This is a genomic window from Burkholderia sp. F1, assembly GCF_050813845.1.
GTDB lineage: Bacteria > Pseudomonadota > Gammaproteobacteria > Burkholderiales > Burkholderiaceae > Burkholderia > Burkholderia ubonensis.
The window spans coordinates 240,726-266,204 of record NZ_CP172422.1; the positions used below are offsets into that span (position 1 = coordinate 240,726).

A 25,479-nucleotide genomic window follows, 5' to 3' on the forward strand; every position below is an offset into this window, starting at 1 on the left:
CTCATGCTTATCGGAACCTGCCATGTCCTATGACACCAACAACCCGTTCGCAAAAATCCTTCGTGGCGACCTGCCGTGCGTCAAGGTCGCGGAAGATGACACCACGCTCGTGATCATGGACCTGATGCCGCAGGCGGATGGTCACGTGCTCGTGATCCCGAAGGAGCCCGCAGCGGAAATCTTCGACCTGTCCGCCGATGCCGCGGCCGCGTGCATCCGCATGACGCAGCGCGTCGCGGCCGCCGTGCGCGATGCGCTGCAGCCGGACGGCATGTTCATCGGCCAGTTCAACGGTCGCGCCGCGGGCCAGACGGTCGCGCACGTGCACTTCCATGTGATCCCGCGCTGGGAAGGCGTCGCGCTGAAGCTGCACGCGCGCGACGTCGCCGACGCGGCGACCCTCGAATCGATCGCGCGACGCATTCGCGAACGCTTCGTCTGACGCGGGCACGCATCGCGACAGGCGATGCGGCGAGCAGGGCGGCAGCGTCCGGCTCGCCAGGTGTTTCAGCGGTCATCCCGGGTAACACGTGTAACGGCGCGCGAAACGTCCTGTCGGCGCGCGGGCGCTACACTCGGTTCATTGCTTCATCGGACGATATGGACGGCTGTCCGGGCCTTGCGTAGCGGGCGCATCGCGTCCCGCGGCGCAGCCTTCGCACGGCGCCATTCGTCCCGTACCGGGAAACCTCATGTCCAGACTCATCATCACGCTCGCGCTGATCGGCGGCCTGTGCGGCTGCGTCGTCGCGCCGCCGTACGGCTATGCGCCTGCGCCGGCCTACTACGGCTATGCACCGGCCTATTACGCGCCGCCGGTCAGCATCGGTATCGGCGGCGCCTTCCGGATCCGCTGACGCGGCGCCGGCCGCAATCGGGCGCAGGCTCGCCGGGACGCAGCCGTCCTATACTTCCGCGGAAAGCGCTCGTCCCAGAAAGGCAGCCATGACGCTCACGCCGAAGGTCGCGGCCCTGTCGGTCGCGGCCACGCTTGTCTACCTCGGGCTCGCCGTTCTCGGCAGCGGCGGGTTCGCCGCGTTCTTCTCGCATCCCGCGCTGACGGTCGTCGCGATCGCGACCATCGTCATGACCGTCGTCGCGGCCTTCAGCAGCGGCAACCTGAGCCCCGGCGAGCGCGAGGATCGCGGCAACCGCTGGGTGCTCGCCGCGTTCGGCGCGATCGGCTTCGCCGCCGCGTACCTGCCCGCGGTCACCGACCGGCTCGATGTCTGGACGCTGGATGGGGAAACGCTGCGCTGGGCCGGTGTCGCGCTGTACCTCGCCGGCGGCGCGTTGCGCCTCTGGCCCGTGTTCGTGCTGGGCCGCCGCTTCAGCGGACTGGTCGCGATCCAGCCCGGCCATACGCTGGTCACGGACGGCATCTATCGCGTCATCCGCAACCCGAGCTATCTCGGCCTGCTCGTCAATTCGCTCGGCTGGGCGCTGGCGTTTCGCGCCGGCGTCGGCGTGCTGCTGACCGTGCTGACGATTCCGCCGCTCGTCGCGCGCATCCGTTCCGAGGAAGCGTTGCTGCGCTCGCATTTCGGGGCCGAGTACGACGCGTATTGCGCGCGGACCTGGCGGCTGATTCCCGGCGTCTACTGACCCTCTTTGCCCGCCGTACGCAGCCGCGAGCCCTCGATCGGCATCCGGCGGCGCCGCGAGTCGTGTTTGCGCGACGCGGCCGGCGTCTCGCTCCAGAGGGACGGAACCTCTGCGCAAGCCAGTGCCGCCGTGGGTTTCCGGGCTTGCCGCGACATGAACGCCGAGTGTTTCCAAAGTGCAAACATCTTGTTACCACAATGTAGAGGGCAAGCGTCGGGGACCGATGCTATTCTTCGCCGCAAGCTCATTGAAATGAATTCGTCCGGCGCTGCGCACCCTGCATCGAACGGGCCGGTCGCCGCGAATCGTCATACCAGAGCGAACCCTCGATAACCGATTGCGAACAAGGAAGAACCCGGGCATGTGGAAGAAGATCGCCCCCACCCTCGTCGTCGCCGCTCTTGCCGGCGCGACTGCGCTGCCGGCAGCAGCTAGCGATTTGAACAACGCGCTTGGCGGCGCGCTCGGCGGGGTAGCCGGCGCAGCAGTCGGCGGCGCGGTCGGCGGCCGCACTGGCTCGGTGATCGGCGGCGCGATCGGCGGTGGCGCAGGCGGCGCGGTCACGTCGAACCGTCGCGAGCGCACCGGCGCGATCATCGGCGGCGCGCTCGGCGGCGGCGCAGGCACCGCGGCGGGCAACGCGATGGGCGGCCGCTCGGGCGGCCTCCTCGGCGCGGCCGTCGGCGGCGGCGCAGGCGCGGCGCTGGGCGGCAACCTGTCGCGCAGCAACTCGTATGACGACGATCGCGGTGGCCGCCGTCACCACCATAAGCATCATCGCCGCGACTGGGACTGATCGTCCCCGCGTGTGACACGCCGGCGCGAGCGGTGCGCGACTGGCGCGCCGCGGTACGCGGCGGTCACGCCCAAGACCCGGCCGGGCGGCGCGCGCCGCCCGCGTCCGCCGGGCACTGCAGGTTTCCTCGCTGCACCCGATTTCCTGAATTTCTCCCGATCCGCACGCCGCATGCGTGTGCCTTCCTGATTCCCCGCCAGTCTTTCGTACGCCGTTGCGCGCCGCGCGGGCAGTGCGAAATCGAATGGCATCCATCCCAACATTTAATTGGTGAATCGCGGACGACTCCGATATCGTCAACCGTGCCCGCCGCCGTTGCGCCACCGCAAGGCCGTGCGTGCCGGCGAGCGCAGCCGCGGCCATCCGTCGAGCCGGATGGCCCATCGCGAACCTGGCCGACCGACCGGAAGCCGAACCGCTTTCACGTTTCCCCGGCAACGGCGTCACGCCGCCGGGGAGCGGACCAACCCATTGCCTGGATGCTTATGTCTAAGACAACGTATTACGCGCCGCATGGCGGCCACCCGCCGCAGACCGACCTGCTGACCGATCGCGCGATGTTCACCGAGGCGTACGCGGTCATTCCGAAGGGCGTGATGCGCGACATCGTCACGAGCTGGCTGCCGTTCTGGTCGAACACGCGCCTGTGGGTGATCGCGCGTCCGCTGTCGGGATTCGCCGAGACCTTCTCGCAGTACATCGTCGAAGTGAACCCGCGCGGCGGCAGCGACAAGCCCGAGCAGGACAAGGAAGCCGAAGCCGTGCTGTTCGTCGTCGAAGGCGAAGTCGAACTGACGCTGCAGGGTTCGAAGCACGTGCTGAAGCCGGGCGGCTACGCGTTCATTCCGCCGGGCGCGAACTGGACGCTGCACAACGTCAGCGACGCCGCCGCGCGCTTCCACTGGATCCGCAAGCGCTACCAGGCCGTCGACGGCATTGCGCTGCCGGAAGCGTTCGTGACCAACGAGCAGGACGTCGAGCCGATTCCGATGCCGGGCACCGACGGCGCGTGGGTGACGACGCGCTTCGTCGACATGAGCGACATGCGTCACGACATGCACGTGAACATCGTGACGTTCCAGCCGGGCGGCGTGATTCCGTTCGCGGAGACGCACGTGATGGAGCACGGGCTGTACGTGCTCGAAGGCAAGGCGGTCTATCGCCTGAACCAGGACTGGGTCGAGGTCGAGGCCGGCGACTTCATGTGGCTGCGCGCATTCTGTCCGCAGGCGTGCTACTCGGGCGGCCCCGGCCGCTTCCGCTACCTGCTGTACAAGGACGTGAACCGTCACATGAACCTGACGCTGAACGCGGCGCGCTGAACGAAACGCGCGATCGCTGAACGGGCCCGCCGGCGAAAGCCGGCGGGTTTTTTTTCGTTCATGGAAATGTGGCGATGGATTCAAATGCCGGAAGGCGCCACGGGCTTTCGCGTTTCGCGAAGAGCAATTGCAGGATTTTTGCTTTGCGGCATTGGTCCTGAACCATTCGGCAAGCGATAGGGTAATGGCTGGTTTGCTATCCTGTCGGGCGCTTCCGCCAGGACATTCCCGTTTCTGGTTGGAGCGACAGCGTTGACCTGCATCGCACGCATAGGAAATCAGTTTATTGAAGCGCGCTCTTCACACGATCAAAGTACTTTCAACCGGCTGGATCGCCGTTGTTCTTCTCCTCGGTCATGGGGGCATGGCGTCCGCATTTTCAAAACCGAAGGTCTTGCCGGCTTCGGTCGAGGCAAAGTGGATACAGACCGTCAAGCAACATCGGACGAAAGATGGTGCGACAGTCTCCGAAGTGCTGGCGTATGCGGAGAAGATGAGACCGGACAAGTTCAAGGCCGATCGATTCGATATCGGCTACAACGGGGCATCAGGGGCCGCCGACGCGGTGACGATCCGCTATTGGGTCGGGAATCAACGCTCAACGGACGATGCTTTCGTGGATCTCGGCTACCCCATGTCGGCTGACGGACACGTCATGCCTGTACCGTCTGAAAAACATCTTGCAGTGGCATTGGAGGGCGGACGCAAGGCATTTCTGCGCGCCGTGGATAGTACTTATCTGGAGGTATGCAGGGCGGATCCGGACCACGAACCGTCTTGTTGAAATCACCGAAATCGTCACATGCGGTTTGATCCGCCGCATGAGTCAGTCGGATACGTATTTGCGTATCGTCAGCGGCACGCCCAGGAAATTGGCGACGGTCGTCATCACGCAGGCGAGTTCGAATGCGAGCGCGGTCGTCCATTCCTTGTCGAGGACAAAGTACTCGCCTTTGGTGTGGTTAGGCTTCGCGTCGGCCCCTGACGCATTGCACGACGCACACACGGCCCACACCTGGAAATAGCCGATCCAGCGAGCGGGTATGGCCACATCCAGCGTGAAACCCAGCAGCGACGACCTTCGAAAGCGGAAGCATTCGTCGCGCGAACGGAAACCCGCCCACTCGCCATCGCGCGAGCGAAACACGAAGAAGTGCGCATCTTCGTCGGTGGACGGAGTCCATTGCCACTCGCCGAACCTTGCGAATTCGTCGGCGTTCGTCATGGATGCGGGCGAACCCATCGGACCGCCTTCGATTTCCGTCAACTCGCCGAATATTGTCTTCAGGCCGGCGAATACCTGGCGACTGAGCCGCCCCCAGTGCTCCTGCAGGCTGCCGACCGTCGGGACGTCGCCCTCCGGGCGTATCAGCAGAAGTTCGAAGACGGCCTGATCGCCCCGCAATCCGGACAGGCGCTGGTCGTCAGCGGGATCCTCGGCGCGGCGCCAGCCGAGCGGATAGGGCAGGTCTTCGACCGGCATGCGCTTGTCGGTGGCGCGGGCGGGTTCTCTTTCCATCGTTATTCCCTGTAGTCGGACGGTGCGCACACGCTCGAAACCGGAGGCCGGCCGCTCGCACGCGCCTTCGCGCCAATGCATCCCGCCGCGCGACTTCGCCGCCTGTGTGCCGTGAATGCCCGCCATGATACTGCCGGACGATGCAGTCGACTTCCATCGGGTCAACGAGCCAACCCGGTTCGAACCGGATTCGACCGCTCCGGCGCCTGTGCCGCCACCTCGCGATAGAACGCGTCGATCGCGTCTACCATCTGCGAGAGCCCCGGCTGCTCGAGCGGATAGTGCCCCGCGTTGTCGAGCATGACGACCTTCACCGGCACCTTCCGAATGCGCTCGAGGAACGGTTCGCTGAGATGCAACGGCGTCCAGCGGTCGGCCGCGGGCTGGGTCAGCAGCACCGGGCAGACATCGAAATCCTCCGGCTCCGTCACCGGCCGATACGACACGTAGGAACCGAGAAAGGCCATCGTCATCGCATTGCCCGCGGAGCGCCGGTCGGACAGCCAGACCTTCAGCGCGGCGTCGTTGTTGACCAGCGCGGACATCTTGCTCGCCAACGTCATCGGGACGCGCAGCGCTTTCAGCGGCGTCTTCGCGGCGAAGTTCGTCATCGGCCCGCCGACGCGGCTCATGAACCGATTGCGCGCGGTCTCGTCGCGCACCTGCTGAATGCGCTGATCGAGAAACGTCATGCCGACGATCCCCTTCACCTTCCGATTCATCGCGGCCACGTGGTACGTGAGCATGCCGCCCGCGCTCAGTCCGTAGAGCACGACGGGGCGGCCGTCCCTGGCCCGCTCCGCGTCGACGAGATCGCTGCCGGCGCGCACCCAGTCGTCGTAACGGATCAGCGCGCCCCTGGCCACCTCGGTCATCCCGTATTCCGGCATGTCGACCGCGATCGTCTCGTAGCCGCGCCGCGCGAGCTGCTCGCCGAGGATCATCGACATCTGCCGCCCGTTGGTGCCCACGCCGTGGAACAGGACGACCTTCACCTTCGCCCGCGGGTTGCGGTACGTGTCGAGATGGAAGCGATGGCCGTGCCAGCTCCACCATTCCTCTCGTGGCAGCCGGTCGTCCTTCCACTGGAAGTCGGGCGGGAGGAACGTCTGCATGTCGCGCCAGACGGGCTGGCTTGCGTAGGTGTCGGGCATGGCGGCGGGGTCCGGTGAGGTGCACGGGGCGACGTTCATGACGACGCTGCGGTGCGGGTTGCGATGCCGCCAATCTTGGCCGGACAGCCTTGGGCAGTCCATGCCGGGGTAGGCCAATCGCTTTAGAATCTAGGCCAACCCCGTGGCGAGGCGCCCCATGAACGTCTGGAACTTTGCACGCAGTCCGGCTTCCGTCCTGCTCATGATCGAGTACGGACGCGGCCGGCAGATCGCGCCGTCGGCGTTGCTCAAGGGCTCGCAACTCACGCTGAAGCAACTCGCCGACCCCGACTTCACGGTGCTGGCCGCGCAGGAGCTGACGGTCGCGTCGAACCTGTTGCAGTCGACCCGGCACGAAGCCGGCCTCGGCCTGAAGGTCGGCCTCTCCTACCACCTGTCGGCCTACGGGCTGCTCGGGTACGGCCTGCTCAGCAGCGCGACGGGCATGGCGGCGATCGCGCTCGCGCGCCGCTATCCGGCGCTGACCTATACCTTCGTCGGGATCGAGCATCGCCGCGCGGGGCGGCACGACGTGATCACGTTCGAGCCTTCGCCGGAGCTGTCCGGGCAATTGCAGCGCTTCTTCGTCGAGCGGGCGATGGGTGCGACCTGCCGGGTGCTGCGCGACGTGATCGGCAGCGAGTTCGAACTCGCCGCGTTCGACCTCGCTTACGACGACGAGCCGGGCGGAAAGAGCCGCGTCCTCGGCGCCAGGATTCGGCCGGGCCAGCCCGCCAACGCGCTCACGTTCGAGCATGCGCACCTCGAACGGCCGCTGCCGCAGGCGAATGCGGTCACGGCGGCGATGTGCGAGCGCATGTGCGCCGAGCTGCTCGCGCGCAGGCGCACCCGCCTGGACATGGTGTCCTTCCTGAACGAATACCTGGCCACGCACACGTTCGACAGCCCCCCGCAACTGAAGGACATCGCGGCGCTGCTCAACACCAGCGAGCGCACGCTCAAGCGCAGGCTTCAGGAGGAGGGCGCGTGCTTCCGGGACATCTCGAACGCCGTGCGCAAGGCCAGGGCGCAGGCGCTGATCGACGAAGGGCGCCTGTCGATCAAGGAGATCGCGCAGGCGCTGGGGTTCTGCGACGTGTCGTCGTTTTCGCAAGCCTATAAACGGTGGACCGGCGCGGCGCCGAGCGTCGCGCGACGACAGGCGAATCGTCCGTAGCGCGCGACCCCGACTTATCCCTAAATAAAATTTAGCCAGCCCAACATTGGCTAAAGAATGTTCCGGTTTCGGAGCATCCCTTCGACAATGCGCGCCTTTCGCGACGAGCGGCGACAGGTTGCGCGCCGCGGATTCACGGCATCGAAGAAGGAGCCCGACATGACCGACACTACCGCTTCCCCACCACCCGCGCCGTCGCGCCGCCGCGTCTGGCGCCTGCTCGCCGGCGTGCTGCTCGGGCTGACGGTCGCGTGCGCCGGCATCGGCGCGTGGACGATCCATCGCATCTGGACGCAGTTGCCGTCCGTCGAGCATCTGGCCGTCTATCGCCCGGCGCTGCCGCTGCGGGTGTTTTCCCGCGACGGCGAACTGCTCGCCGAATATGGCGTCGAGCGCCGCGAGTTCGTGCCGCTCGAACGCATGCCGCCGCTGATGCGCGACGCGCTGCTCGCGGCCGAGGACGCGCAGTTCTACCGGCATGGCGCGGTCGACCTCGGCGGCCTCGCGCGCGCGACGTTCGCGAACCTCGTCACCGGGCAGCCGGGCCAGGGCGGCAGCACGATCACGATGCAGGTCGCGCGCAACTTCTACCTGACGCGCGACAAGGTACTGAGCCGCAAGCTCGCCGAGATCCTGATGGCGTACAAGCTCGAGCGCGAATACAGCAAGGACAAGCTGCTCGAGCTGTACATGAACGAGATCTACCTCGGCGAGCGCGCATACGGTTTCGCGGCGGCCGCGTCGGTGTACTTCGGCAAGCCGCTCGATGCGCTGAGCGCGGGCGAGGTGGCGGTGCTGGCCGGATTGCCGAAGGCGCCGTCCGCGTTCAATCCGGTCGTCAATCCCGCGCGCGCGACCGCGCGCCGCAACTACGTGCTCGGCCGCATGCATGCGCTTGGCCGGCTCGACGACGCGGCCTATCGCGCGGCCGTCGACGCGCCGCTGGCGCTGTCGACCACGCCGCCGCCCGGCATTCTCGCCGCGCCGTATGTCGCCGAACGCGCGCGGCGCATGATGGTCGAGCGCTTCCACGACGATGCGTACACGCTCGGCCTCGACGTGACGACGACGATCTCGATGCGCGACCAGCACGCGGCCGAAGCGGCGCTCGCGCGCGGGCTGCGGCGCCAGCCGGCGGCGCGCGATGCGAAGCCCGCGCTCGAAGGCGCGCTCGTGTCGCTCGATGCGGCGAGCGGCGACATGCTCGCGCTCGTCGGCGGCGCGGATTTTGCCCGCAACGGGTTCGATCACGCGTTGCAGGCGTATCGCCAGCCGGGGTCGAGCTTCAAGCCGTTCGTCTATTCGGCGGCGCTGGAGAAAGGCTATTTCCCGGGCGTGCTCGTCGACGATGCGCAGCGCACGCTGACCCGCGCGGAAACCGGCGCGCAGCCGTGGCGGCCGCGCAATTACGGCAACCGCTACGAAGGCTTCATCCCGGTGCGGCGCGGCCTCGTGCGCTCGAAGAACCTCGTCGCGGTGAGCCTGATGCAGGCGGCCGATCCGCAATACGTGCAGCAGCATGCGATGCGCTTCGGTTTCGACGCGCGGCGCAATCCCGCGTCGCTGCCGCTCGCGCTCGGTTCGGGCGCGGTCACGCCGCTCGAGCTGGCGAGCGCGTATGCGGTGTTCGCGAACGGCGGGATGCGGCTGGAGCCGCGCCTGATCGCGTCGGTGAAGCAGCGGCACGGCGGCACGCTGTACGAAGCGTCGCCCGCGGCCGGCACGCGCGTGATCTCCGCGCGCAACGCGTTCATGATGGACAGCATGCTGCGCGACGTCGTGAGCGCGGGCACCGGACGCGGCGCGCTCGCATTGCGCCGCGACGACGCGGCCGGCAAGACGGGCACGTCGAACGGCTCGAAGGACGTGTGGTTCGCCGGCTATTCGTCGGGCGTCGTCGCGGTCGCGTGGCTCGGCTACGACACGCCGCGCGGCGTGGGGCGCGCGACCGGCGCGACGCTCGCGCTGCCGGTGTGGCTCGACTACATGAAGACGGCGGTCGACGGACGCGCGCCGGTCGATGCCGCGCAGCCGCGTGATGTCGCGGTCGTCGACGGCGATTTCGTCTACGCGGAATACACGCAGGGCACGTGCACGGCCGACGTGCCGCCGTTCGTGCGCAGCGACTTCGCGTGCGCGGCCGCGCACGCGCCGGCCGGCGCGTCCGCCGTGGCCGGACATGACGCGGCGGCGGGCGTCGCGATGCCCGCCGCGGTCGACGCGGCCGAGCGCGAGCGCGTGCTCGACCTGTTCCGCACCGACGACTGAGGCGACGCGACATGCATACGCTGTATCTGATCGCGATCGTCGCGGAAGCGATGTCGGGGGCGCTGATGGGCATGCGGCGCGGGATGGACCGCTTCGGTCTCGCGCTCGTCGGCGCGGTGACGGCGCTCGGCGGCGGCACGGTGCGCGACGTGCTGCTCGGCCACTATCCGCTCGGCTGGATCGCGCATCCCGAGTATCTCGTCATCACGCTGGCCGCGGCGACCTTCGCGTCGTGGGCGGCGCGCCGTCTCGCGCGGATGAAGACGCTGTTCGTCACGGTCGACGCGGTCGGCCTCGCGGCGTTCACGATCATCGGCTGCGACATCGGCGCAAAGACCGGCAGCGCGCCGATCATCATCGTGCTGGCCGGCGCGATCACCGGCGTGTGCGGCGGGATGCTGCGCGACCTGCTGTGCAACGAAATGCCGCTGATCCTGCGCGAGGAGCTGTATGCGAGCGTCGCGTTCTGCACGGGCGCGCTCTATGTCGGGCTGCAGTACCTGGGCATCGACGCCGGCGTGGCGACCGTGGTCGCGCTCGTGGCCGGCTTCGCGATGCGGATGCTCGCGGTGCGGCTGGGCTGGAAGATGCGGACGTTCGGCGTGGCCGACGTCGAGCATTGACGGAGGCGAAGCGCCGAGCGACGCCGGTGGCCGGCGTTCAGTCCGCCTGCATCACCTGAAACACGTTGCCCTCCGGATCGAGCCCGTCATACGTCCGGTACGCGAAGCCGTCGTAGCGCTTGAGCTCCCGGACCGCGACGCCGTCGCGGACGAGCCGGTCGCGATGCGCGTCGATGCCCGATGCGATCGAGAAGACGAGCTTGACGTGCGTCGCCTCCGGGCGCGCGGGCGCCGCCGCGCGCCGAAACGCCGGGCCGGCGAGATGCAGCGCCAGCTCGACGTTGCCCGCGTCGAGCACGACCCATTCGCGGTCGATTTCCTCGACGACGCGCAGGTCGAAGCAGCGCAGGTAAAACGATTTGAGTGCAGCGACGTCGTGTACGTAGAGCAGCACGCGGGTCATCGGAAGCGGCATGCGGGTTCTCCTGTTCCTGAGTGAAGAAGATGCGGGCCAGCGCACGCTGGGGATCGGCGTGAATGTGCGCTAAGCCGGCACCATCACCGGCGGCGCACCGTCGCCGGTCTCGACCATCCTCACCGAAAACCCGTAGCAGCGCGCGATATGCGCGGGCGTCATCACGTCGCGCGGCGCGCCGTGCGCGACGATCGTGCCGTCGGCGAGCATCGCGATGCGGTCCGCGTGGCGCGCGGCGAGGTTCGGGTCGTGGACGATCGCGAGCACGCCGAGCCGCCATTCGCGCGCGACCGCGCGCACGGTCTCGAGCAGCCGATGCTGGTGCGCGAGATCGAGCGCGGCGGTCGGTTCGTCGAGCAGCAGATAGCGGGGCTGCGCGGCATCGTCGCCGTCGTCGTCGGGCCATAGCTGCGCCAGCACGCGCGCGAACTGCACGCGCGCGAGTTCGCCGCCCGACAGCGTCGTGACGTCGCGGCCGACCAGCATGTCGGCTCCCGCGCGTTCGAGCGCGCGCCACGCGATGTCGCGATCCCGGCGCGACGCCGCGCCGCCGCGGCGGGCGTGCGGATAGCGGCCGAGCAGCACGATCTCGTCGACGCTGAACGGAAACGCCGGCTGCGCCGCCTGCGGCAGCACGGCGCGCAGGCGCGCGAGGCGGGTCGCGTCGATGTGCGCGAGCGCTTCGCCGTTCAGCGTGACGGCGCCGGACACGCGCGCGCCGGCTGTCGCGCCGCGCCCGCTCAGCTCGCCGGCGAAGGTCTTCAGCAGCGTGCTCTTGCCCGCGCCGTTGCGGCCGAGCAGCGCGGTGACGCAGCCGGGCTCGATCGACAGCGACAGGTCGCGAAGGATGACGGCGCGGCGGCGCGCGACTTCGAGTTGGTGGGCGATCAGCATGGTCGTGAAGGAAGGGCTCGCTGGCGTGGAAAGCGGCGTGGCGTCAAACCGCGCCGGGCGCGGCCTCGGAGATGTGCCACAGCACGCCGGCCGGATCGAACAGAAAGGCGACGCGTCGCCCCCACGGCTGCATCTTCGGCTCGATCGGCGCGTTGACGGCATACCGCTCGCTCAGCCTGAGCGCATCGATGTGCCGCCACCAAGCGTCGAGATCGCTCACGACCATCTGCAGCATGCTGTTGTTGGCGTGGGCAGGCTCGTAGAAATCCTGCAGCAGGATGCTGTGCCGGCCGAAGTGCAGTTCGGCGATGGCGTCGCCGTCGTAGGTCAGCGTGAAGCCGAGTTCGACATAGAAGCGCTTGCTCGTGTCGAAATCCCGGGACGGCACGAACGGGCGCAATGCGTTGATCGTCGATGCGAGTGATGACAAGGCAATCTCCAGCGGGGTGGGGCGGATCGATCCGGCCGGCCGTTGAACGTCCGGCCGGCTCATCCGCCGAGCGCGCTGCGGTTTTTCCACAGCAGCGCGAGAAAGAACGGCGCGCCGAGCAGCGCGGTCAGCACGCCGAGCGGAATTTCCGCCGGCGCGGCGACGGTGCGTGCCGCAAGATCGGCGGCGAGCGTCAGCAGCGCGCCGAGCAGCGCGGCGCCGGGCATCACGATCCGCTGGTCGGGGCCGCACGCGAGGCGGATGCAATGCGGCGCGACGAGCCCGATGAAGCCGATGATCCCGGAGCACGATACGAGCGCGCCGACGGCGAGCGAGACCGCGACGAGCACGCGCCGCTTGAGCCGCTGCACCGGCACGCCGAGATGCAGCGCCTCGGTTTCGCCGAGCTGCAGCGCGTTCAGCGCGTCGCGCTCGCGCGCGAGCATCGCGCAGCCGATCGCGACGCACGGCGCGACCGCCGCGAGCGCCGGCCATTGCGCGCCGCCGAGGCTGCCGAGGCTCCAGAATGTCAGCGTGCGCAGCTGCGTGTCGTTGGCGGAGAACGTGAGCAGCCCGATCCCCGCGCCGGCGAGCGCATTGATCGCGATGCCGGCGAGCAGCAGCAGCGGCAGCGCGAGCCGGCCGCGCGACGCGGCGAGCCGGTAGACGAGCGCCGCGACCGCGAGCGCGCTCGCGAACGCGGCAACAGGGAGCACGGCGGGCAGCACGGCAGCGCCGGCCGATGCGGCGAACAGCGCGGGACCGAGCACGATCGTCGTCGTCGCGCCGAGCGCCGCGCCGCTCGACACGCCGACGAGCCCCGGGTCCGCGAGCGGATTGCGGAACAGCGCCTGCATCGCGGCGCCCGCCGCGCCGAACCCGCCGCCGACCAGCAGCGCGAGCGCGACGCGCGGCGCGCGGATGTCGAGCAGGACCGCGCGCGCCTGTCGCGCGGCGGCGTCGCCGGTCAGCACGGCCCAGAGCTCGGCGGGCGGGATGCGATACGCGCCGACGCACAGCGCGGCGACGGCGGCAGCGGCGACCAGGACGGCCAGGGCCGCCAGCGCGAACGGCGCGAGCCGGCGCGATGCGCCGATGCGCGCGGCGCCGGACGAGGCCGCGTGCGGCGACGCGGTGAAGGGTGAAGCATGAGCGGGCATCGGGACGATCCGGAATCAGGCGAGCGCATCCGACAGTTGCCGGTGCAGCGTGGTGAGGGCGAGCGGCAGGCGCGGGCCGAAGCCGAGCAGCAGCAGCGCGTCGAGCGACACGACGCGCCGCGCGCGGCCGGCCGGCGTCGCGGCGAAGCCCGGCGCGGCCAGCAGTGCCGCCCGGCCGCCGACCGCGGCGAGCCCTTCGTCGGAGATCAGCACGACGTCGGGCGCGGCCGCGGCGAGCGCCTCGGTCGTCAGCGGCTTGTAGTGATCGAAGCCCTGCATCGCGTTGCGCGCGCCCGCGTAGCGGATCATCGCGTCGGCGGCGGTGCGCTGGCCCGCGGCGAGCGCCTGGTTGCCGGTGTGGTTGAGCACGAACAGCACGCGCGTCGCCTGCGCGCCGCCGGGCGGCTGCGCGGCGACCGTCGCGCGCGCGACCTGCCAGTCGCGGTCGAAGCGCTGCAGCAGCGCCGCGCCCGCGTCGCGCACGTCGAGCGCCTGCGCGACGCCCGTGATCTTCGCGCGGGCGGAATCGACGTCGTGGCCTTCGCGGAACGTCGTCACCGCGACGCCCGCGCCCTTCACCTGCGCGAGCGCGGCCGGCGGCCCGGCCTCGGCCGACGCGAGCACGAGGTCCGGCCGCAGCGACAGCAGGCCCTCGGCCGACAGCGCGCGCTGGTAGCCGACCTTCGGCAGGCGGCGCGCGGCGTCGGGATACGTGCAGGTCGTGTCGGCGCCGACGAGGGTATAGCCGCGCGCGTCCGCGCCGCCGAGCGCGAACGCCGTTTCCGCGAGCGCGCCGCCGATCACGACGACGCGCTTCGCTTGCGCCTGCGCGCCCGCCCGGCCTTGCAGCACGCCCGTGAGCGCGCCGGCCGCCGCGCTCGCGAGCAGCACGCGGCGCCGGATGCTGAACAGTCCGCCGCTCACCGTGCGTCTCCGTGCTCCGCCGGCGGCAGGCCCGCGACCAGCGCCCGCCAGTCGTCGCGTTCCGGCCGGCCCGGCTTGCGCTCGCCGAACAGCAGCGCGACGTGCTCGCCCTGCCGGTCGAACAGCTCGAGCGACGTGACGATGCCGTCGCTCGTCGGCTTCTTCACGACCCACGCGGCGGCGATCATGTCCTCGCGCACGTGCAGGTTGAAGCCGGGATCGAGCACGTTGATCCATGCGCCGACGTCGCGCACGTTCGCGACGGGCCCGGTATGGATCTGGATCATCCCCGCGTTGCCGACGAACACCATGATCGGCTGCCCGCTGCCGGCCGCGCGTTCGAGCGTGTGACGCAGCGCGCGCGTGCCGACCGGATACGCGTACTGCGGATCGGCGAGCCGCAGCGCCTGCATGCGGCTCACGCCGAAGCGCTGCGTGATGCCGAAGAACTGGTGCGTGTCGGTCATCGCGTCCCACGCCGCGCGGAAGCCGGCGACGTCGATCTCGCTGTCCGCGCGCTCGGGCGCCTTCGGCGCGGCCGGCGTGACCGCGAGGCCCGGTTCCTGCGACGGCGCGCGCCAGCGCTCGACGAACGCGTCGTACGCGGCGTGATCGCTGTGCGCGCGCAGATAGACCTTGTGGATCGCGCCGCCGTGCGCGTCGAAGAACTGCAGGCTCTTCAGCGTGCCGTGCGCGGTCGCGTCGCTGACCGCGAACGCGGACGCCCAGTGACGGTAGAAGATGCGCAGGTCGATGTCGCCGAGCGCGAGGCCGACCGGGCCGTCGTGGCTCATCTGCGCATATTCGCCGTCCTTCTCGTGGACGGCGGTCTCGTTGCGCGTGAGCGCCATCACGCGGCCGAGCCGCGGCAATTCCTCGAACATCGCCGGGAAGCGCGCGTCGAGCCGCACGACGTGCTCGCCGACGAACGCGGCGAGCGCCTCGCCTTCGCTGACGCCGAGCGCCTGCGCGGCGTCGCGGTTGCGCAACTGGCGCTCGGCCTTGAGCTTGACGAACGCGTCGCGCAGCGCGGCGGCCGTGCGCGCTTGGCGGGCCGGTTGACCGGGAACGGCGGATTGCATCATGTCGGACTCCTTCGGGTGACGAGTGGGTAGGGAACGCCGGCGGCACGCATCAGAAATCCACCTTCATGCTGACGGCGACGGTACGCCCGGGCGCGGTGTACGCGTCGAGCACCTGCGAATCGGACGTGATGCCGCGCACGTCCGACCAGTTCCAGTACTTGCGATCGAACAGGTTGCGGATGCCGATCGTCGCGCTCACGTGCTTGTTGAAGCGGTAGCCGCCACGCACGTCGACGACGAACGACGACGGCGGCGCGAAGCACGGCTTGTTGGCCTGCGAGCATGCGCCGGCCGGGATGTCCTTGTCGCGCTTCGCGGCCTGGAACAGCAGGTCGGTCTGCACGAACCAGCGCTCGCCGGGCTCGTAGCGCACGCCGAACACCGCGGAGAACGGGTTGATCGAGTCGAGCGGCTGGCTGGCCGCGCCGTTGTTCTGCGTCGAGCCCTTCGTGAAGGCCAGCGCGGTCTTCAGCGTGATGCCGTTCGGCATGATCCATTCCGCGCGGCCTTCGAGGCCGTGAATGCGGGCGTCGGCGAAATTCACGTACTGGAACACGAACGGGTCTTTCGGCCGGCCGCTGCCGGCGATCGTGGTGCGCGAGATGAAGTTGCGATAGCGGCCCGTGAACGCGGCGGCGCTGTAGCGCACGACGCCGTAGCCGGTGCCCGCCTTGCCGCGCAGGCCCGCCTCGAACGTGTCGCTCGTTTCCGGCTTCAGGTCGGGGTTGCCGATCGACGTATAGCCGAACACCGGATTCGAGAAGCTGCTGTTGACCTGGTCCGGCGTCGGCGTGCGGAACCCGTGCGCGTACTGCACGTACGGAATCAGCGCGGGCGTGATCTCGTACAGCACCGCGACGCGCGGCGACAGTTCGCGCGCGCTCGTCGACACGGCCTTGCCGGTGAACAGCGGATCGTTCGCGCTCGGGCTCAGCCGGTATGCGTCGAAGCGCAGCCCCGGCGTGACGAGCAGCCGTCCGTAGCCGATCTGGTCCTGCACGAACGCGCCGAGCAGCGTGTAGTCGGTGTCCGGGAACGCCTTGTTCGGGAATGCCTCGCCGACGCCCGGCACCGTGCCGTCGCGGTAGTTCTTCACGCGCGACAGGCTGCCGTCGACGCCGTACAGCAGCTTGTGCGCGAACGGGCCGGTCGAGAAGCCGCTTTCCGCGAACGCCGAGCCGCCGAACGTGCGCTCCTCGTAATGGTTGTCGCGCGAGCGGGAGCGCAGCGAGCCGCCGCGCGTCTCGAATGCGAACTGGTCCTGCGTCGCTTCCTGGTAGTAGAACTGCGCATGCGCGTTCTGGAACCAGCGGAAGGCGGCGTCGTGGAAGTCGTAGTCGATGCTGAAGCGGTTGCGCTCGAGGCGGTCGCTCGTCGTGAGGCCGAGCGTCGTCGGCGGATTGATCGCCGACAGCACGTTCGTGCTGATGCGCCGCTGCACGGTTTCCGCGGCGAGCTTGATCGTGTCGCGCGAGGTCGGCTTCAGGACCAGCTTGCCGAGCAGCGATTCCGAGTAGACGTCCTGAGGATTCGACGTGGTGCGCAGCGTGCCCGCGGTGTTGTTGCCGCCGCGCGTGTCGATCTCGTGGCCGCGCCGGCCGTCGGCGATGATCATCCCCTGCACGCGATCGTTGCCGGCCGCGGCCGACACCGTCGCGCCGATGCTGCGGTCGGTCGAGTCGTAGCTCGGCCGGAACGAGAAGTAGTAGGGCTTGCGGTAGATCGACAGCAGGTCTTGCGGGTCTTTCGTGATGAAGTTCACCGCGCCGGTGAGGCCGTCGCTGCCGTACAGCGCCGACGCCGGCCCGCGCAGGATCTCGATGCGCTTCAGCGTGTCGAGGTCCGCGTAGTCGCCGCGGCCCGCTTCGAGCGGGCCGAACGAGAACGCGCTCGGCAGGCGGATGCCGTCTTCCATCAGCAGCACGCGATTGCCTTCGAGGCCGCGGATGTTGATGCTCGAGTCGCCGTCGCGGCCGCCGCCGAGCGCGGCGCTGCCGGGCCGGTACGCGGTGCGGCGCACCGTGACGCCCGGCTCGTAGCGCAGCGCGTCCTTGATGTTCGCGGCCTGCTGTTCCTCGAGATCCTCGTCGGTGATCACCGACACGGACGCGGCCGTGCGGCTCGCCGCCGTCGCGGTGCGGGTGGCCGTGACGGTGACGGGGTCGAGCAGCGCGGCACCGCCGCGCGTGGACGCGGCGAGCCGGGTGGGCGGCGGCGGAGTGGCGCCTTGCGGCAGCGAATCGGCGAAAGCCGGAGCGACGGACAGGCCGAACGCGCCGAGCAGCGCAGCGCAAATCGGCCGCCGCGCCAGCGTGTAGCAATGCACAGGTGGTCTCCCAGTGATGAAACAAGCCCGAAGGCTGGCTGGGTGACGCGTTCACCTGGCTGGCCCGTTCGCGCACGCGAGGCGGCGAACGGCTGGATGAAAGGAAAAGGGTAAAACGTGCCGAATTGTAAATGAGAATTATTATCAATTCAAGATGGGGAGGTGCGTCGGGAGCCGCGAGGCGGCAATGACGCGCGGATGCCGCAAGCGCGGACGCCGCCAGCGCGGATGCCGCGTTACGACAGCGATTCGAGGCGAATCAGCAGATTGCGCGCATGGGCGATGAACGCATCGTGCGTGTCGCGCTCGCTGCGGCCCTCGAGGTGGTGCTCTTCCGCGAACGCGATCTGCTCGGCGAAGATCTCGCCGAGCGCGTGGCGGGCGTCCGGGGGAAGCGCACGGATCATCGAGACGAGCAGCAATTCCTGCGCGCGGAGCATGCCGGACAGCGATTGAGCGTTCATGCCGACCTCCTCGGTCGATGCGGCGCCGGGCGCCGGTCTTTCCATACTAGGCGGTCGGCGTGCGAGCGTCGCGGTGCGGCGGGAAAGCAGAGAGGCGGGAGTGTCAAGTCCCGGAATGGGTTGACAGTAGTCATCCGCTAGAGCGCCCGATGCACCGCATCGGGCGTTTTGTATTTCAGAGCGGCGTGCGGTCGCTCGTGGTTGTAGATGCGCATGGACTGTTCGCCCTTGAGGATGCCGCTGATCCGTTCGGCCAGGGCGTTCCGACAGCAGTCGTGGCCGTCCGTCATCGAACAGCGCAAGTCGTGGCGCCGATGGATGTGCTGGTAGTAGGTGGAGCAGTACGGGATTCCGCGGACGCCCTTCTAAACGTCAAGGGGCAATTTGAACCTGCCCGATCTGGCGATTGCGCTGCCGGATTACGTAGTAGACCTCCCGTGCGATATAGCGCTCGAGCCACTCCGTCATGGTTGCCTCCGATGGAGGTCAGCCCGATCACCCCCCCAGGCATGGACACGGACGGCCAGTAATCACGACGGAGACACCGGTGAAAGAAGGTATCGCAAAGTGTCACGGGAGCCGCCTGCTGCGTGCCACCAACAATCCGATTCTGCCGAGCTCCGGATAGCCGGATTGAGGGCAGGGTTTTGAGGATGCAGGCGCCGTCCGCTTCGGGGCATGGTCGACCAGGCCTTGCGGTCCACGTCTCAGTACGCTAAATCCATCAAGTTGTGTGCTATGTATCCAACATACAGATAAGCCGCTGGATAAGGGAATTATGTTTCTTGACCAGGTTTTGGATAACTCTATAATTTTGTGTGTTAATGGAACCTACAGCGACATAAGGGGCTATATGTTGGATTTAAGCCTGAGCAAGCCGAGTGAGCTCGTCAAGCGACTCTGCGAACGCCTGCGCACCGAGCGCTTGGCCCTGCAGATGACGCAAGCCGACGTGGCCGGACGCGCCGGCATCGGAATCAATACGGTGTCCAACCTGGAGGCTGGACGTAACGTGGGTTTCGAGAACGTGGTCCGCGTGGCCATGGTGCTTGGGCGGAGCAAGGAACTCGAAGGGTTGTTCTTGCCGAAGCTGGACAGTCTGGAAGACGTTCGCCGCTACGAAGACAGCGCCAAGCGTCAACGTACCAAGAGGAAGTCCAACTATGCTTGAGCAAGTCGATGTCTACTACAACGGCTGGGGTGAACATTGGCGCTGGGGCACGCTGGTCTCGACGACGGCCATCACGGGCCGTCCACTGATTGTGTTCGAGTACAGCGACGAGGCGCGGGGTAGAGGGCTGGAACTGTCGTCCTATACGCTAGCTCTGAATGGCCCCAAGTTGCGCAGGAACTTCCCGCCCCATCAGCTGGCACTACCCGGGCCCGTCTATGACTCGCTGCCCGACGGTTGGGGCATGCTGCTGATGGACCGCTTGTTCAAGCGCCGCGGTCTCAACGCTGCACGTATCGGCCCGCTGGAGAGGCTGGCCTACATCGGCAACAATGCCATGGGAGCCATGTCGTTCGAGCCCGTGGCGCCAGAGGGGCAGGCGCCAGAAGCGGACATCCCCCTTGACCGGCTCGCGGCAGAGGTGCAGGAGGTGCTCCAGGGCGAAGGCGGGGAGTTCCTGCAGACATTGATGCTGGTGGGGGGATCTCCGCAAGGCGCCAGGCCCAAGGGCTTGGTTTATCGCGATCCTCGAACCGGCGCCTTTACTACCGCCGCCATGCCAGGTTTTGAGGCTTGGTTGATCAAGTTCCCGGCCAAAGAAGAACATGCGGAAGTCTGCGCTATCGAAATGGTCTATGCCGAGTGCTTGCGTATGTGCGGCATCCAGACCCCGGACACTCTGCATTTCAGCTTGCCCAACGGTCTCGCGGCCTTTGCCACCAAACGCTTTGATCGACACAACGGTTTGCGCGTGCCCATGCAAAGCCTGGCCGCCTTTACCGGAGCCGACTACAAAACACCGGGGGCCCTGGACTACGTCAACTTCTTGCGCGCGACCCAGATATGTACCAATGATTTGCGGGAGAAAGCGCTTGCATACGAGCGTGCAGTCTTCAATGTCACGTTCAACAATCGAGACGACCATCCCAAGAATTTCGCCTACATCATGTCACCATCCGGTGAATGGAAATTGGCGCCGGCCTACGACGTGACGTTCTGCGAGGGACCCGGCGGGTACCACCAGATGGACGTGATGGGCGAAGCTCTGGCGATCGATCGACAGGCCATGCTGAGTCTTGCTGATGAAGCGGAGGTCTCGGCTGACGTTGCCAGCGGGATCATCGACCGATTCTGCGACGTGGCCAGCCAGTTTGCGGCCATGACCGAAAAGCTGTTCCCGGGGGTAGTGACGCAAGACACCTTGCACGCCATTCAAGCTCGAATCGACGACAACATCGGGCTACTTCGCTGAAGCCGCGCAGCCACTCCTGAGGGGCAGTGGCTTTCGGCATTGCTTGTTTCAGGTCGTTGTACGCTTCGCCTTGGCGCGAGACCTGGTGGAGTCCAATCCGATTCCAGCTTGATGCCGCGCCCGGTGAGTTCGGGCCCAGGCAGATGATGCGGTATTCGGGGCCCAAGCCTCGGCTGGCGAAGCCGTGCGTCCCGGACCAGGGCGGCCACGACCTCGGCTTCTGAACTGCGGCGGCACTCGCTCTGGCAACGCTTGTAGTACGCTTGCCGGTCGATGCCCATATAGCGGCAGGCCCGCTTGACGCTCAGCTTTTCGATCCGCTTCAGGACGGGTCGGAGAGAGGAAAAAAGCCTGAAGCGATCAGGCGGCAGTGGCCGCCGCCTGCGCGTCGCGCACGACCTGCGCGACCTGCTCGACGAACCCGGCGTCGACGCTCGACAGCGCCTCGCGCTTGCCGTCGGGCATCTCGACGATGAGCCGGTACGTGACGTCCTGCGTCGTCCACGCAAGGTAGCCGACGACGGTCAGCATCACGCCGACGACGAGCGCGGCGTTCGACCCGTAAAGGCCGCCCGCGACAGCCGACACAGCGCCGATCAGCGAGATGAGCGACGGCACGAGTTTGTTTTTCGGAATCTTGACGACATCGACGCGACGAATGTCACGCAAGGGAAAGACTTGCCCGGCGGCCGACAGGCCGTTGCGCGTGACCGTCACGCCCCGTTCGTTGAAAGCGTTTTCCATCGTGTGTGGCGTGGACGAAAACGCGCAGCGTAACAGACTTCAATGCCGCGTCAAACGGGACCGACTGCCGCACGCGGGGCGGCAGGACGTCAGAACTGCAGGCGGCCGTCGCCGTAGAGCCGGCCCGGCACGTGCGACGCGACCGCTTCGGCGATCTCCGCGTCGGTCGATTCGGCCGGCACGACCTGGCGCCGCGCAGGCGCGTCGAGATGCATCGTCCATTCGACGAGCCGGTACGGGCGCCCCCACGGGCGCTGCATCTCGACCGACACGCGGCAACTCTGGACGGGCAGCGAGTGCTCGCGCGTCAGAATCGCATGCAGATGGCTGAAAACGGTATCTTCGATCATCGTGGCCTCCGATCCTGTCTCGTGGTGGCCGGCAGCCGCGCCGCCGGAATCAAAAAAAAAGCCGCCGATGCTCAGGCGGCCAACAGGGGGGGTGAGTGCATCGTCGCAGCCCAGAATTAAGCGAAACTTAAAAGCCCATAAAAAAGCGCCCCGCCTTGGGGGCGGGGCGCTTTTGCCGTCGTGATCCGCGTGTTAAGCGAACGCTTTAGAACTTATGACGGATACCGACGCGAGCGGCGACCTGGTTCGACGAACCGGTGCCCGACGTGCCGAAGAAGCTCGACGCGCTCGAACCGATCTGCGCCTGGACGTTGTCGCCCGATGCCTTCTGGTAGATCACGAGGCCGTACACGTCGGTACGCTTGCTGAGCGCGTAGTCGAGCGCGAGGTTGCCCTGGTTCCAGTGGGCCGAACCGCCGTTTTGCGTCGCGTTCGTGTACGTGTAGCCCGCAGCGGCCGACAGGGCCGGCGTGAGCGCGTACTTGAGGCCGGCTTCGTACGCGTTGTAGAACGTGCCGCCCGAACCGGAGACCGTGGAGAACTGCGTGCGCGTCCAGAGCGCCCATGCCGTTGCCGGGCCCCAGATGTAGCGGCCGCCGACACCGTAGGTGCGCAGGTCGCGGACGTTGCCCGTGGCGACGTTCGCGAACGACGACGAGATCGCCGGCGTCGACTGGCTCGGGTAGCGGATGTCCGTGTACGCGGCGCCGAGTGCGAACGGGCCGTTCGCGTAGTTCAGGCCGAAGCTGTATGCACGCGACGAACCGCCCGAGTTCGAGGCGCCCGAGCCCGCTGCGCCTGCGAAGTCGGTCGAATTCGAGAAGCCGTACATCGCGCCGAACGTGAAGCCGGAGTAGTTCGCGCTCTGGAACTTCACTGCGTTGTTGATGCGGCTCGACGTGAGCTGGTCGACGTCGTTCGCGTGGTAAGCGTAGTTGCCTGCGACCGTGTTGCCGCCGGTCGAGTAGTTCGCGCCGAGGACGTCGGTCGAGAACGAGTACTGGCGACCGAACGTCAGCGTGCCGTACTGGGTCTGGCTCAGGCCGACGTACGCCTGACGGCCGAACATCGCCTGGCCTTGGCCCGCAACGCCGGTGCCGACGTTGAAGCCGTTTTCGAGCACGAAGATCGCCTTCAGGCCGCCGCCCAGATCTTCCGTGCCGCGCAGGCCCCAGCGGCTGCCTTGCGCAACGCCGTCGTCAAACTTGAACAGCTTGCTGCCGACGCCCGTGGTCTTGGGGCTGCTGTGGTTCACATAGCTGATACCAGCGTCGATCAGGCCGTACAGCGTGACGCTGCTTTGTGCATGGGCCGCGCTGGCCGTGGCTGCCAGGACGGCGGCGGTCAACAGTTTCTTGTTCAAAGGAATCTCCGAGCGAGTAAAGCGAGTAATTTGCTTGTCCAGTTGCGGTTCCGGCGCTCTTCAGGCGCTTTCACGGACCGGTCGCAACTTTACCGGCAGGCAACGTAATGAATGTGACAGTTTCTGTCATATGAAGAATATGTGGTGCCGATACGACACCCAATCATGCCCGGTTGCGATCGCAGCAGTTATGCCGATTTCGGCTGACGTTCGACGCGGATCGGGAATATGCACATGAAATAAGCTTGGTTGGTGCCGGTCTGACCCCGTGCGACGATGCGCATTCTTACAACGACACGCGACAGAGGACACCAACATGCGACGCTCGAACTGGTTGACCGGCCTTGCCGCGCTCGGCGCGGCCCTGATGTTCGCGGCGCCCGGCGCGCATGCCGACCCCCAGGCGCTGAAGATCGGCACGATGAGCGGCCCCGACGCGGACATCTGGGCCGTGGTGACGAAAGTGGCCGCGCGCGACGGCCTCGCGATCAAGGTCATCGAATTCAACGACTACGTGCAGCCGAACGCCGCGCTCGACGCCGGCGATCTCGAAGCGAACGGCTTCCAGCACCAGCCGTTTCTCGACAGCCAGATCAAGCAGCGCGGCTACAAGATCGTCAGCGTCGGCTTGACCTACACGATGCCGATGGCCTTCTATTCGAAAAAGATCAAGTCGCTCAAGGATTTGCCGGTGGGCGCGAAGGTCGGCATCCAGAACGACCCGTCGAACGGCAACCGCGCGCTGCTGCTGCTGCAGAAGTACGGCGTGATCAAGCTGAAGCCGGGCGCCGGCACGAACGGCGTGAACGCGACGCCGCTCGACGTCGCCGAGAACCCGAAGAAGATCAAGCTCGTCGAGCTCGACGCCGCGCAGTTGCCGCGCGCGCTGCCCGACCTCGACGCCGCGTCGATCAACACCGATTACGCGGTGAAGGCCGGGCTCACGCCGGTGAAGGACGCGATCGCGATCGAGGACCTGAAAGGCCCGTACGCAAACCTGATCGCGGTGCGCGCGCAGGACCGGGACAAGCCGTGGGTGAAGAAGCTCGTCGCCGCCTACGAGTCGAACGACGTGCGCCAGTTCATCGAGACGAAGTTCGGCGGCGCGATCGTGCCGGCGTTCTGACGCAACGGGCCGGCACATGTAACGTGGCCGCCCTGTGAAAACGACATCGCCCGCGCAAGCGGGCGATGTCGTTTGAAGACCGTCCGGGGGCTCAGGCCGACAGCAGCGAGCCCGTGCGGATCGGCGTCGCGCCGGCGATGCGCGCGACTTCCATGCCGGCCGTCGCGAAGCGCACCACCTGGCGCGCGTACAGCACGCCCGACACGCTGCTTTTCAGCGTGACGACGCGATCGGTCAGCGGATCGACGATGTCGGCCACTTCCTGCCCCACCTCGATCCACGCGCCGACCGGCGTGCGGAACACGATCACGCCCGACACCGGCGCGACGAGCGGGTCGGTGCCCGCGAGCGGCGTCGCCGGATACGCGAGCGGCGGCAGCGGTGCGGGCGTGCCTTCGATCACGCCGCGCGCGGTCAGGTATTCGACGATCGCCTGCGCATCCTTTTCCGCGAATTCGTACGACACGTCGCGCTCGCTGCGCAGCTCGACGGTGACCGAGATCGCGCCGTTCGGGATCGGGAAGCGGTCGCCGAAGCGCTCGCGCAGGTCCGACCAGCAGAAGCTGTGGATCTCGTCGAACGGATTGCCGACCGAGTTCAGCGCGAGCAGCGACGCCTGCGCGTCGAGGTAGCGCGCGAGCGGCTCGACGTCTTCCCACAGGTCGGGGTTCGTATACAGGTGCATCACCGCGTCGTTGTCGCAATGCAGGTCGAGCACGATGTCGGCGTCGTACGACAGCTTCTGCAGCGCGAGGCGCTGCGATTCGAGCTCGGTGCGCGGCGCCTGCTCGTCGAGCGCTTCGCGCATCGCCGCGCGCACGGCCGCGACGTTGCGCGCCCCGTCCTTCGTCAGGCGTGCTTCGACGCGCGGCAGCACGAGCGCCGCGAGGTCGTAGAAATTGCGGTTGAAGTTCTGCATCGAGCCGAGCTCGAAGCGGCCGAGGTGATCGCCGAACACATGCTGCGCGAGGCCGATCGGGTTCGGCACCGGCACGATGACGATTTCGCCGCGCAGCTTGCCGGCCGTCTCGAGCGCGGCGATCTTGCGGCGCAGCAGCGCGGCGACCAGCATGCCGGGCAACTCGTCGGCGTGCAGCGACGACTGGATGTAGATCTTCGTGCCGCCGCGCGGGCCGTAGTGAAAGCTCGTGATCTGGCGCTCGGTGCCGACGGCGGGGGAAATCAGCGGATGGGTCTGCGTTTGCATGATGAGAAGAGTGCGGCGCAGCCGCGAATGATCCGGTGTGCGGGGAAGATCGATTGTACGTTGCCTTTCGCGAACCCATCAAACCGCTTCCGCCGCGCCGGTTT

Annotated in this window: 26 protein-coding genes and 2 pseudogenes; 12 read left to right on the forward strand and 16 right to left on the reverse strand. The window is 67.6% G+C overall.

Annotation, left to right across the window (positions count from 1 at the left end):
• Positions 1 to 22 precede the first annotated feature (22 nt).
• The 6 genes from ACFIMZ_RS20105 (at position 23) to ACFIMZ_RS20130 (ending at position 4,507) form a co-directional block, all read left to right on the forward strand.
• The gene (locus tag ACFIMZ_RS20105) at positions 23 to 442 is read left to right on the forward strand and encodes an HIT family protein (RefSeq protein WP_431824096.1); all 420 of its coding nucleotides are present in this window, start codon (positions 23 to 25) and stop codon (positions 440 to 442) included.
• A gap of 250 nt (positions 443 to 692) precedes the next feature.
• On the forward strand, positions 693 to 857 hold the full coding sequence (locus ACFIMZ_RS20110; RefSeq protein ID WP_431824097.1) for a hypothetical protein: 165 nt from the start codon (positions 693 to 695) through the stop codon (positions 855 to 857).
• Positions 858 to 945: 88 nt separating this feature from the next.
• Entirely contained in the window at positions 946 to 1,605 is a 660-nt protein-coding gene (locus ACFIMZ_RS20115; RefSeq protein WP_431824098.1) for a methyltransferase family protein, read from the forward strand.
• 361 nt (positions 1,606 to 1,966) lie between these two features.
• Positions 1,967 to 2,401 (forward strand): hypothetical protein, encoded by a 435-nt coding sequence (locus tag ACFIMZ_RS20120; protein ID WP_431824099.1) that lies wholly within the window; start codon positions 1,967 to 1,969, stop codon positions 2,399 to 2,401.
• Between the two features lie 485 nt (positions 2,402 to 2,886).
• A complete protein-coding gene (locus ACFIMZ_RS20125) occupies positions 2,887 to 3,723 on the forward strand; it encodes a bifunctional allantoicase/(S)-ureidoglycine aminohydrolase (RefSeq protein ID WP_431824100.1) in 837 nt (278 codons plus the stop codon).
• A gap of 286 nt (positions 3,724 to 4,009) precedes the next feature.
• The gene (locus ACFIMZ_RS20130; protein WP_431824101.1) at positions 4,010 to 4,507 is read left to right on the forward strand and encodes a hypothetical protein; all 498 of its coding nucleotides are present in this window, start codon (positions 4,010 to 4,012) and stop codon (positions 4,505 to 4,507) included.
• Between the two features lie 42 nt (positions 4,508 to 4,549).
• On the opposite strand, the gene ACFIMZ_RS20135 is transcribed toward ACFIMZ_RS20130, so the two are convergent.
• The gene (locus tag ACFIMZ_RS20135; RefSeq protein WP_431824102.1) at positions 4,550 to 5,368 is read right to left on the reverse strand and encodes a hypothetical protein; all 819 of its coding nucleotides are present in this window, start codon (positions 5,366 to 5,368) and stop codon (positions 4,550 to 4,552) included.
• A 35-nt stretch (positions 5,369 to 5,403) separates the two neighbouring features.
• Positions 5,404 to 6,396: an alpha/beta hydrolase gene (locus ACFIMZ_RS20140; RefSeq protein WP_431824103.1), complete on the reverse strand. Its 993-nt coding sequence runs from the start codon at positions 6,394 to 6,396 to the stop codon at positions 5,404 to 5,406.
• 157 nt (positions 6,397 to 6,553) lie between these two features.
• On the opposite strand from ACFIMZ_RS20140, the gene ACFIMZ_RS20145 reads away from it, so the two are divergent.
• The 3 genes from ACFIMZ_RS20145 to ACFIMZ_RS20155 all read left to right on the forward strand — a co-directional run bounded on the left by ACFIMZ_RS20145 (position 6,554) and on the right by ACFIMZ_RS20155 (position 10,464).
• Positions 6,554 to 7,573, forward strand: a complete 1,020-nt coding sequence (locus ACFIMZ_RS20145) for an AraC family transcriptional regulator (RefSeq protein ID WP_431824104.1) — start codon at positions 6,554 to 6,556, stop codon at positions 7,571 to 7,573.
• A 159-nt stretch (positions 7,574 to 7,732) separates the two neighbouring features.
• Positions 7,733 to 9,841 carry a penicillin-binding protein 1A gene (locus tag ACFIMZ_RS20150; RefSeq protein ID WP_431824105.1) on the forward strand — a complete coding sequence of 703 codons (2,109 nt, stop codon included), beginning with the start codon at positions 7,733 to 7,735 and terminating at the stop codon, positions 9,839 to 9,841.
• A gap of 11 nt (positions 9,842 to 9,852) precedes the next feature.
• A complete protein-coding gene (locus ACFIMZ_RS20155) occupies positions 9,853 to 10,464 on the forward strand; it encodes a trimeric intracellular cation channel family protein (RefSeq protein ID WP_431824106.1) in 612 nt (203 codons plus the stop codon).
• 37 nt (positions 10,465 to 10,501) lie between these two features.
• Here ACFIMZ_RS20155 and ACFIMZ_RS20160 read toward each other — a convergent pair whose 3' ends face one another.
• The 9 genes and pseudogenes from ACFIMZ_RS20160 to ACFIMZ_RS20200 form a co-directional block, all read right to left on the reverse strand.
• Positions 10,502 to 10,879 carry a VOC family protein gene (locus tag ACFIMZ_RS20160; RefSeq protein ID WP_431824107.1) on the reverse strand — a complete coding sequence of 126 codons (378 nt, stop codon included), beginning with the start codon at positions 10,877 to 10,879 and terminating at the stop codon, positions 10,502 to 10,504.
• A 69-nt stretch (positions 10,880 to 10,948) separates the two neighbouring features.
• On the reverse strand, positions 10,949 to 11,773 hold the full coding sequence (locus ACFIMZ_RS20165) for a heme ABC transporter ATP-binding protein (protein ID WP_431824108.1): 825 nt from the start codon (positions 11,771 to 11,773) through the stop codon (positions 10,949 to 10,951).
• A gap of 43 nt (positions 11,774 to 11,816) precedes the next feature.
• Positions 11,817 to 12,203, reverse strand: a complete 387-nt coding sequence (locus ACFIMZ_RS20170; RefSeq protein WP_431824109.1) for a VOC family protein — start codon at positions 12,201 to 12,203, stop codon at positions 11,817 to 11,819.
• 59 nt (positions 12,204 to 12,262) lie between these two features.
• Positions 12,263 to 13,363, reverse strand: coding sequence for a FecCD family ABC transporter permease (locus ACFIMZ_RS20175; protein ID WP_431824110.1), 1,101 nt, complete (start codon positions 13,361 to 13,363; stop codon positions 12,263 to 12,265).
• Positions 13,364 to 13,378: 15 nt separating this feature from the next.
• Positions 13,379 to 14,287 (reverse strand): heme/hemin ABC transporter substrate-binding protein, encoded by a 909-nt coding sequence (locus ACFIMZ_RS20180; protein WP_431824111.1) that lies wholly within the window; start codon positions 14,285 to 14,287, stop codon positions 13,379 to 13,381.
• Positions 14,284 to 15,372, reverse strand: a complete 1,089-nt coding sequence (locus ACFIMZ_RS20185) for a hemin-degrading factor (protein ID WP_431824112.1) — start codon at positions 15,370 to 15,372, stop codon at positions 14,284 to 14,286. The genes ACFIMZ_RS20180 and ACFIMZ_RS20185 overlap by 4 nt, the downstream gene beginning before the upstream one ends.
• A 49-nt stretch (positions 15,373 to 15,421) precedes the next feature.
• Positions 15,422 to 17,698, reverse strand: a complete 2,277-nt coding sequence (locus tag ACFIMZ_RS20190) for a TonB-dependent hemoglobin/transferrin/lactoferrin family receptor (protein ID WP_431824113.1) — start codon at positions 17,696 to 17,698, stop codon at positions 15,422 to 15,424.
• Between the two features lie 236 nt (positions 17,699 to 17,934).
• Positions 17,935 to 18,162, reverse strand: coding sequence for a hypothetical protein (locus ACFIMZ_RS20195; protein WP_431824114.1), 228 nt, complete (start codon positions 18,160 to 18,162; stop codon positions 17,935 to 17,937).
• A 137-nt stretch (positions 18,163 to 18,299) separates the two neighbouring features.
• A pseudogene (locus ACFIMZ_RS20200) lies at positions 18,300 to 18,518 on the reverse strand (IS3 family transposase); the annotation flags it as partial.
• Between the two features lie 497 nt (positions 18,519 to 19,015).
• Between ACFIMZ_RS20200 and ACFIMZ_RS20205 the strand changes: the two are divergent.
• Both ACFIMZ_RS20205 and ACFIMZ_RS20210 read left to right on the forward strand, forming a co-directional pair.
• Positions 19,016 to 19,333 carry a helix-turn-helix domain-containing protein gene (locus tag ACFIMZ_RS20205; RefSeq protein ID WP_431825453.1) on the forward strand — a complete coding sequence of 106 codons (318 nt, stop codon included), beginning with the start codon at positions 19,016 to 19,018 and terminating at the stop codon, positions 19,331 to 19,333.
• A complete protein-coding gene (locus ACFIMZ_RS20210; RefSeq protein ID WP_431824115.1) occupies positions 19,326 to 20,585 on the forward strand; it encodes a type II toxin-antitoxin system HipA family toxin in 1,260 nt (419 codons plus the stop codon). Before ACFIMZ_RS20205 ends, ACFIMZ_RS20210 begins: the two co-directional genes overlap by 8 nt.
• Before the next feature lie 95 nt (positions 20,586 to 20,680).
• Here the strand turns inward: ACFIMZ_RS20210 and ACFIMZ_RS20215 are convergent.
• From ACFIMZ_RS20215 to ACFIMZ_RS20230, 4 genes and pseudogenes are all read right to left on the reverse strand, one after another.
• Positions 20,681 to 20,908 (reverse strand): annotated as a pseudogene (locus tag ACFIMZ_RS20215) (IS3 family transposase); the annotation flags it as partial.
• A 37-nt stretch (positions 20,909 to 20,945) separates the two neighbouring features.
• A complete protein-coding gene (locus ACFIMZ_RS20220) occupies positions 20,946 to 21,329 on the reverse strand; it encodes a DUF6232 family protein (RefSeq protein WP_431824116.1) in 384 nt (127 codons plus the stop codon).
• Between the two features lie 89 nt (positions 21,330 to 21,418).
• The gene (locus tag ACFIMZ_RS20225) at positions 21,419 to 21,679 is read right to left on the reverse strand and encodes a DUF2866 domain-containing protein (protein ID WP_042584885.1); all 261 of its coding nucleotides are present in this window, start codon (positions 21,677 to 21,679) and stop codon (positions 21,419 to 21,421) included.
• Positions 21,680 to 21,884: 205 nt separating this feature from the next.
• A complete protein-coding gene (locus ACFIMZ_RS20230; RefSeq protein ID WP_431824117.1) occupies positions 21,885 to 23,042 on the reverse strand; it encodes a porin in 1,158 nt (385 codons plus the stop codon).
• A gap of 316 nt (positions 23,043 to 23,358) precedes the next feature.
• Here ACFIMZ_RS20230 and ACFIMZ_RS20235 point away from each other — a divergent pair, with 316 nt between their 5' ends.
• Positions 23,359 to 24,168 carry a MetQ/NlpA family ABC transporter substrate-binding protein gene (locus ACFIMZ_RS20235; RefSeq protein ID WP_431824118.1) on the forward strand — a complete coding sequence of 270 codons (810 nt, stop codon included), beginning with the start codon at positions 23,359 to 23,361 and terminating at the stop codon, positions 24,166 to 24,168.
• A 91-nt stretch (positions 24,169 to 24,259) separates the two neighbouring features.
• On the opposite strand, the gene ACFIMZ_RS20240 is transcribed toward ACFIMZ_RS20235, so the two are convergent.
• On the reverse strand, positions 24,260 to 25,375 hold the full coding sequence (locus ACFIMZ_RS20240; protein WP_431824119.1) for a succinylglutamate desuccinylase/aspartoacylase family protein: 1,116 nt from the start codon (positions 25,373 to 25,375) through the stop codon (positions 24,260 to 24,262).
• Between the last annotated feature and the right edge of the window lie 104 nt (positions 25,376 to 25,479).

Bases quoted from the DNA above. Each gene is read 5' to 3' on its own strand.
- ACFIMZ_RS20105 (WP_431824096.1), top strand. From the start codon at position 23: ATGTCCTATGACACCAACAACCCGTTCGCAAAAATCCTTCGTGGCGAC.
- ACFIMZ_RS20110 (WP_431824097.1), top strand. From the start codon at position 693: ATGTCCAGACTCATCATCACGCTCGCGCTGATCGGCGGCCTGTGCGGC.
- ACFIMZ_RS20115 (WP_431824098.1), top strand. From the start codon at position 946: ATGACGCTCACGCCGAAGGTCGCGGCCCTGTCGGTCGCGGCCACGCTT.
- ACFIMZ_RS20120 (WP_431824099.1), top strand. From the start codon at position 1,967: ATGTGGAAGAAGATCGCCCCCACCCTCGTCGTCGCCGCTCTTGCCGGC.
- ACFIMZ_RS20125 (WP_431824100.1), top strand. From the start codon at position 2,887: ATGTCTAAGACAACGTATTACGCGCCGCATGGCGGCCACCCGCCGCAG.
- ACFIMZ_RS20135 (WP_431824102.1), bottom strand. From the start codon at position 5,368: ATGGCGGGCATTCACGGCACACAGGCGGCGAAGTCGCGCGGCGGGATG.
- ACFIMZ_RS20140 (WP_431824103.1), bottom strand. From the start codon at position 6,396: ATGCCCGACACCTACGCAAGCCAGCCCGTCTGGCGCGACATGCAGACG.
- ACFIMZ_RS20145 (WP_431824104.1), top strand. From the start codon at position 6,554: ATGAACGTCTGGAACTTTGCACGCAGTCCGGCTTCCGTCCTGCTCATG.
- ACFIMZ_RS20150 (WP_431824105.1), top strand. From the start codon at position 7,733: ATGACCGACACTACCGCTTCCCCACCACCCGCGCCGTCGCGCCGCCGC.
- ACFIMZ_RS20155 (WP_431824106.1), top strand. From the start codon at position 9,853: ATGCATACGCTGTATCTGATCGCGATCGTCGCGGAAGCGATGTCGGGG.
- ACFIMZ_RS20160 (WP_431824107.1), bottom strand. From the start codon at position 10,879: ATGCCGCTTCCGATGACCCGCGTGCTGCTCTACGTACACGACGTCGCT.
- ACFIMZ_RS20165 (WP_431824108.1), bottom strand. From the start codon at position 11,773: ATGCTGATCGCCCACCAACTCGAAGTCGCGCGCCGCCGCGCCGTCATC.
- ACFIMZ_RS20175 (WP_431824110.1), bottom strand. From the start codon at position 13,363: ATGCCCGCTCATGCTTCACCCTTCACCGCGTCGCCGCACGCGGCCTCG.
- ACFIMZ_RS20185 (WP_431824112.1), bottom strand. From the start codon at position 15,372: ATGATGCAATCCGCCGTTCCCGGTCAACCGGCCCGCCAAGCGCGCACG.
- ACFIMZ_RS20195 (WP_431824114.1), bottom strand. From the start codon at position 18,162: ATGAACGCTCAATCGCTGTCCGGCATGCTCCGCGCGCAGGAATTGCTG.
- ACFIMZ_RS20205 (WP_431825453.1), top strand. From the start codon at position 19,016: ATGTTGGATTTAAGCCTGAGCAAGCCGAGTGAGCTCGTCAAGCGACTC.
- ACFIMZ_RS20210 (WP_431824115.1), top strand. From the start codon at position 19,326: ATGCTTGAGCAAGTCGATGTCTACTACAACGGCTGGGGTGAACATTGG.
- ACFIMZ_RS20220 (WP_431824116.1), bottom strand. From the start codon at position 21,329: ATGGAAAACGCTTTCAACGAACGGGGCGTGACGGTCACGCGCAACGGC.
- ACFIMZ_RS20225 (WP_042584885.1), bottom strand. From the start codon at position 21,679: ATGATCGAAGATACCGTTTTCAGCCATCTGCATGCGATTCTGACGCGC.
- ACFIMZ_RS20235 (WP_431824118.1), top strand. From the start codon at position 23,359: ATGCGACGCTCGAACTGGTTGACCGGCCTTGCCGCGCTCGGCGCGGCC.
- ACFIMZ_RS20240 (WP_431824119.1), bottom strand. From the start codon at position 25,375: ATGCAAACGCAGACCCATCCGCTGATTTCCCCCGCCGTCGGCACCGAG.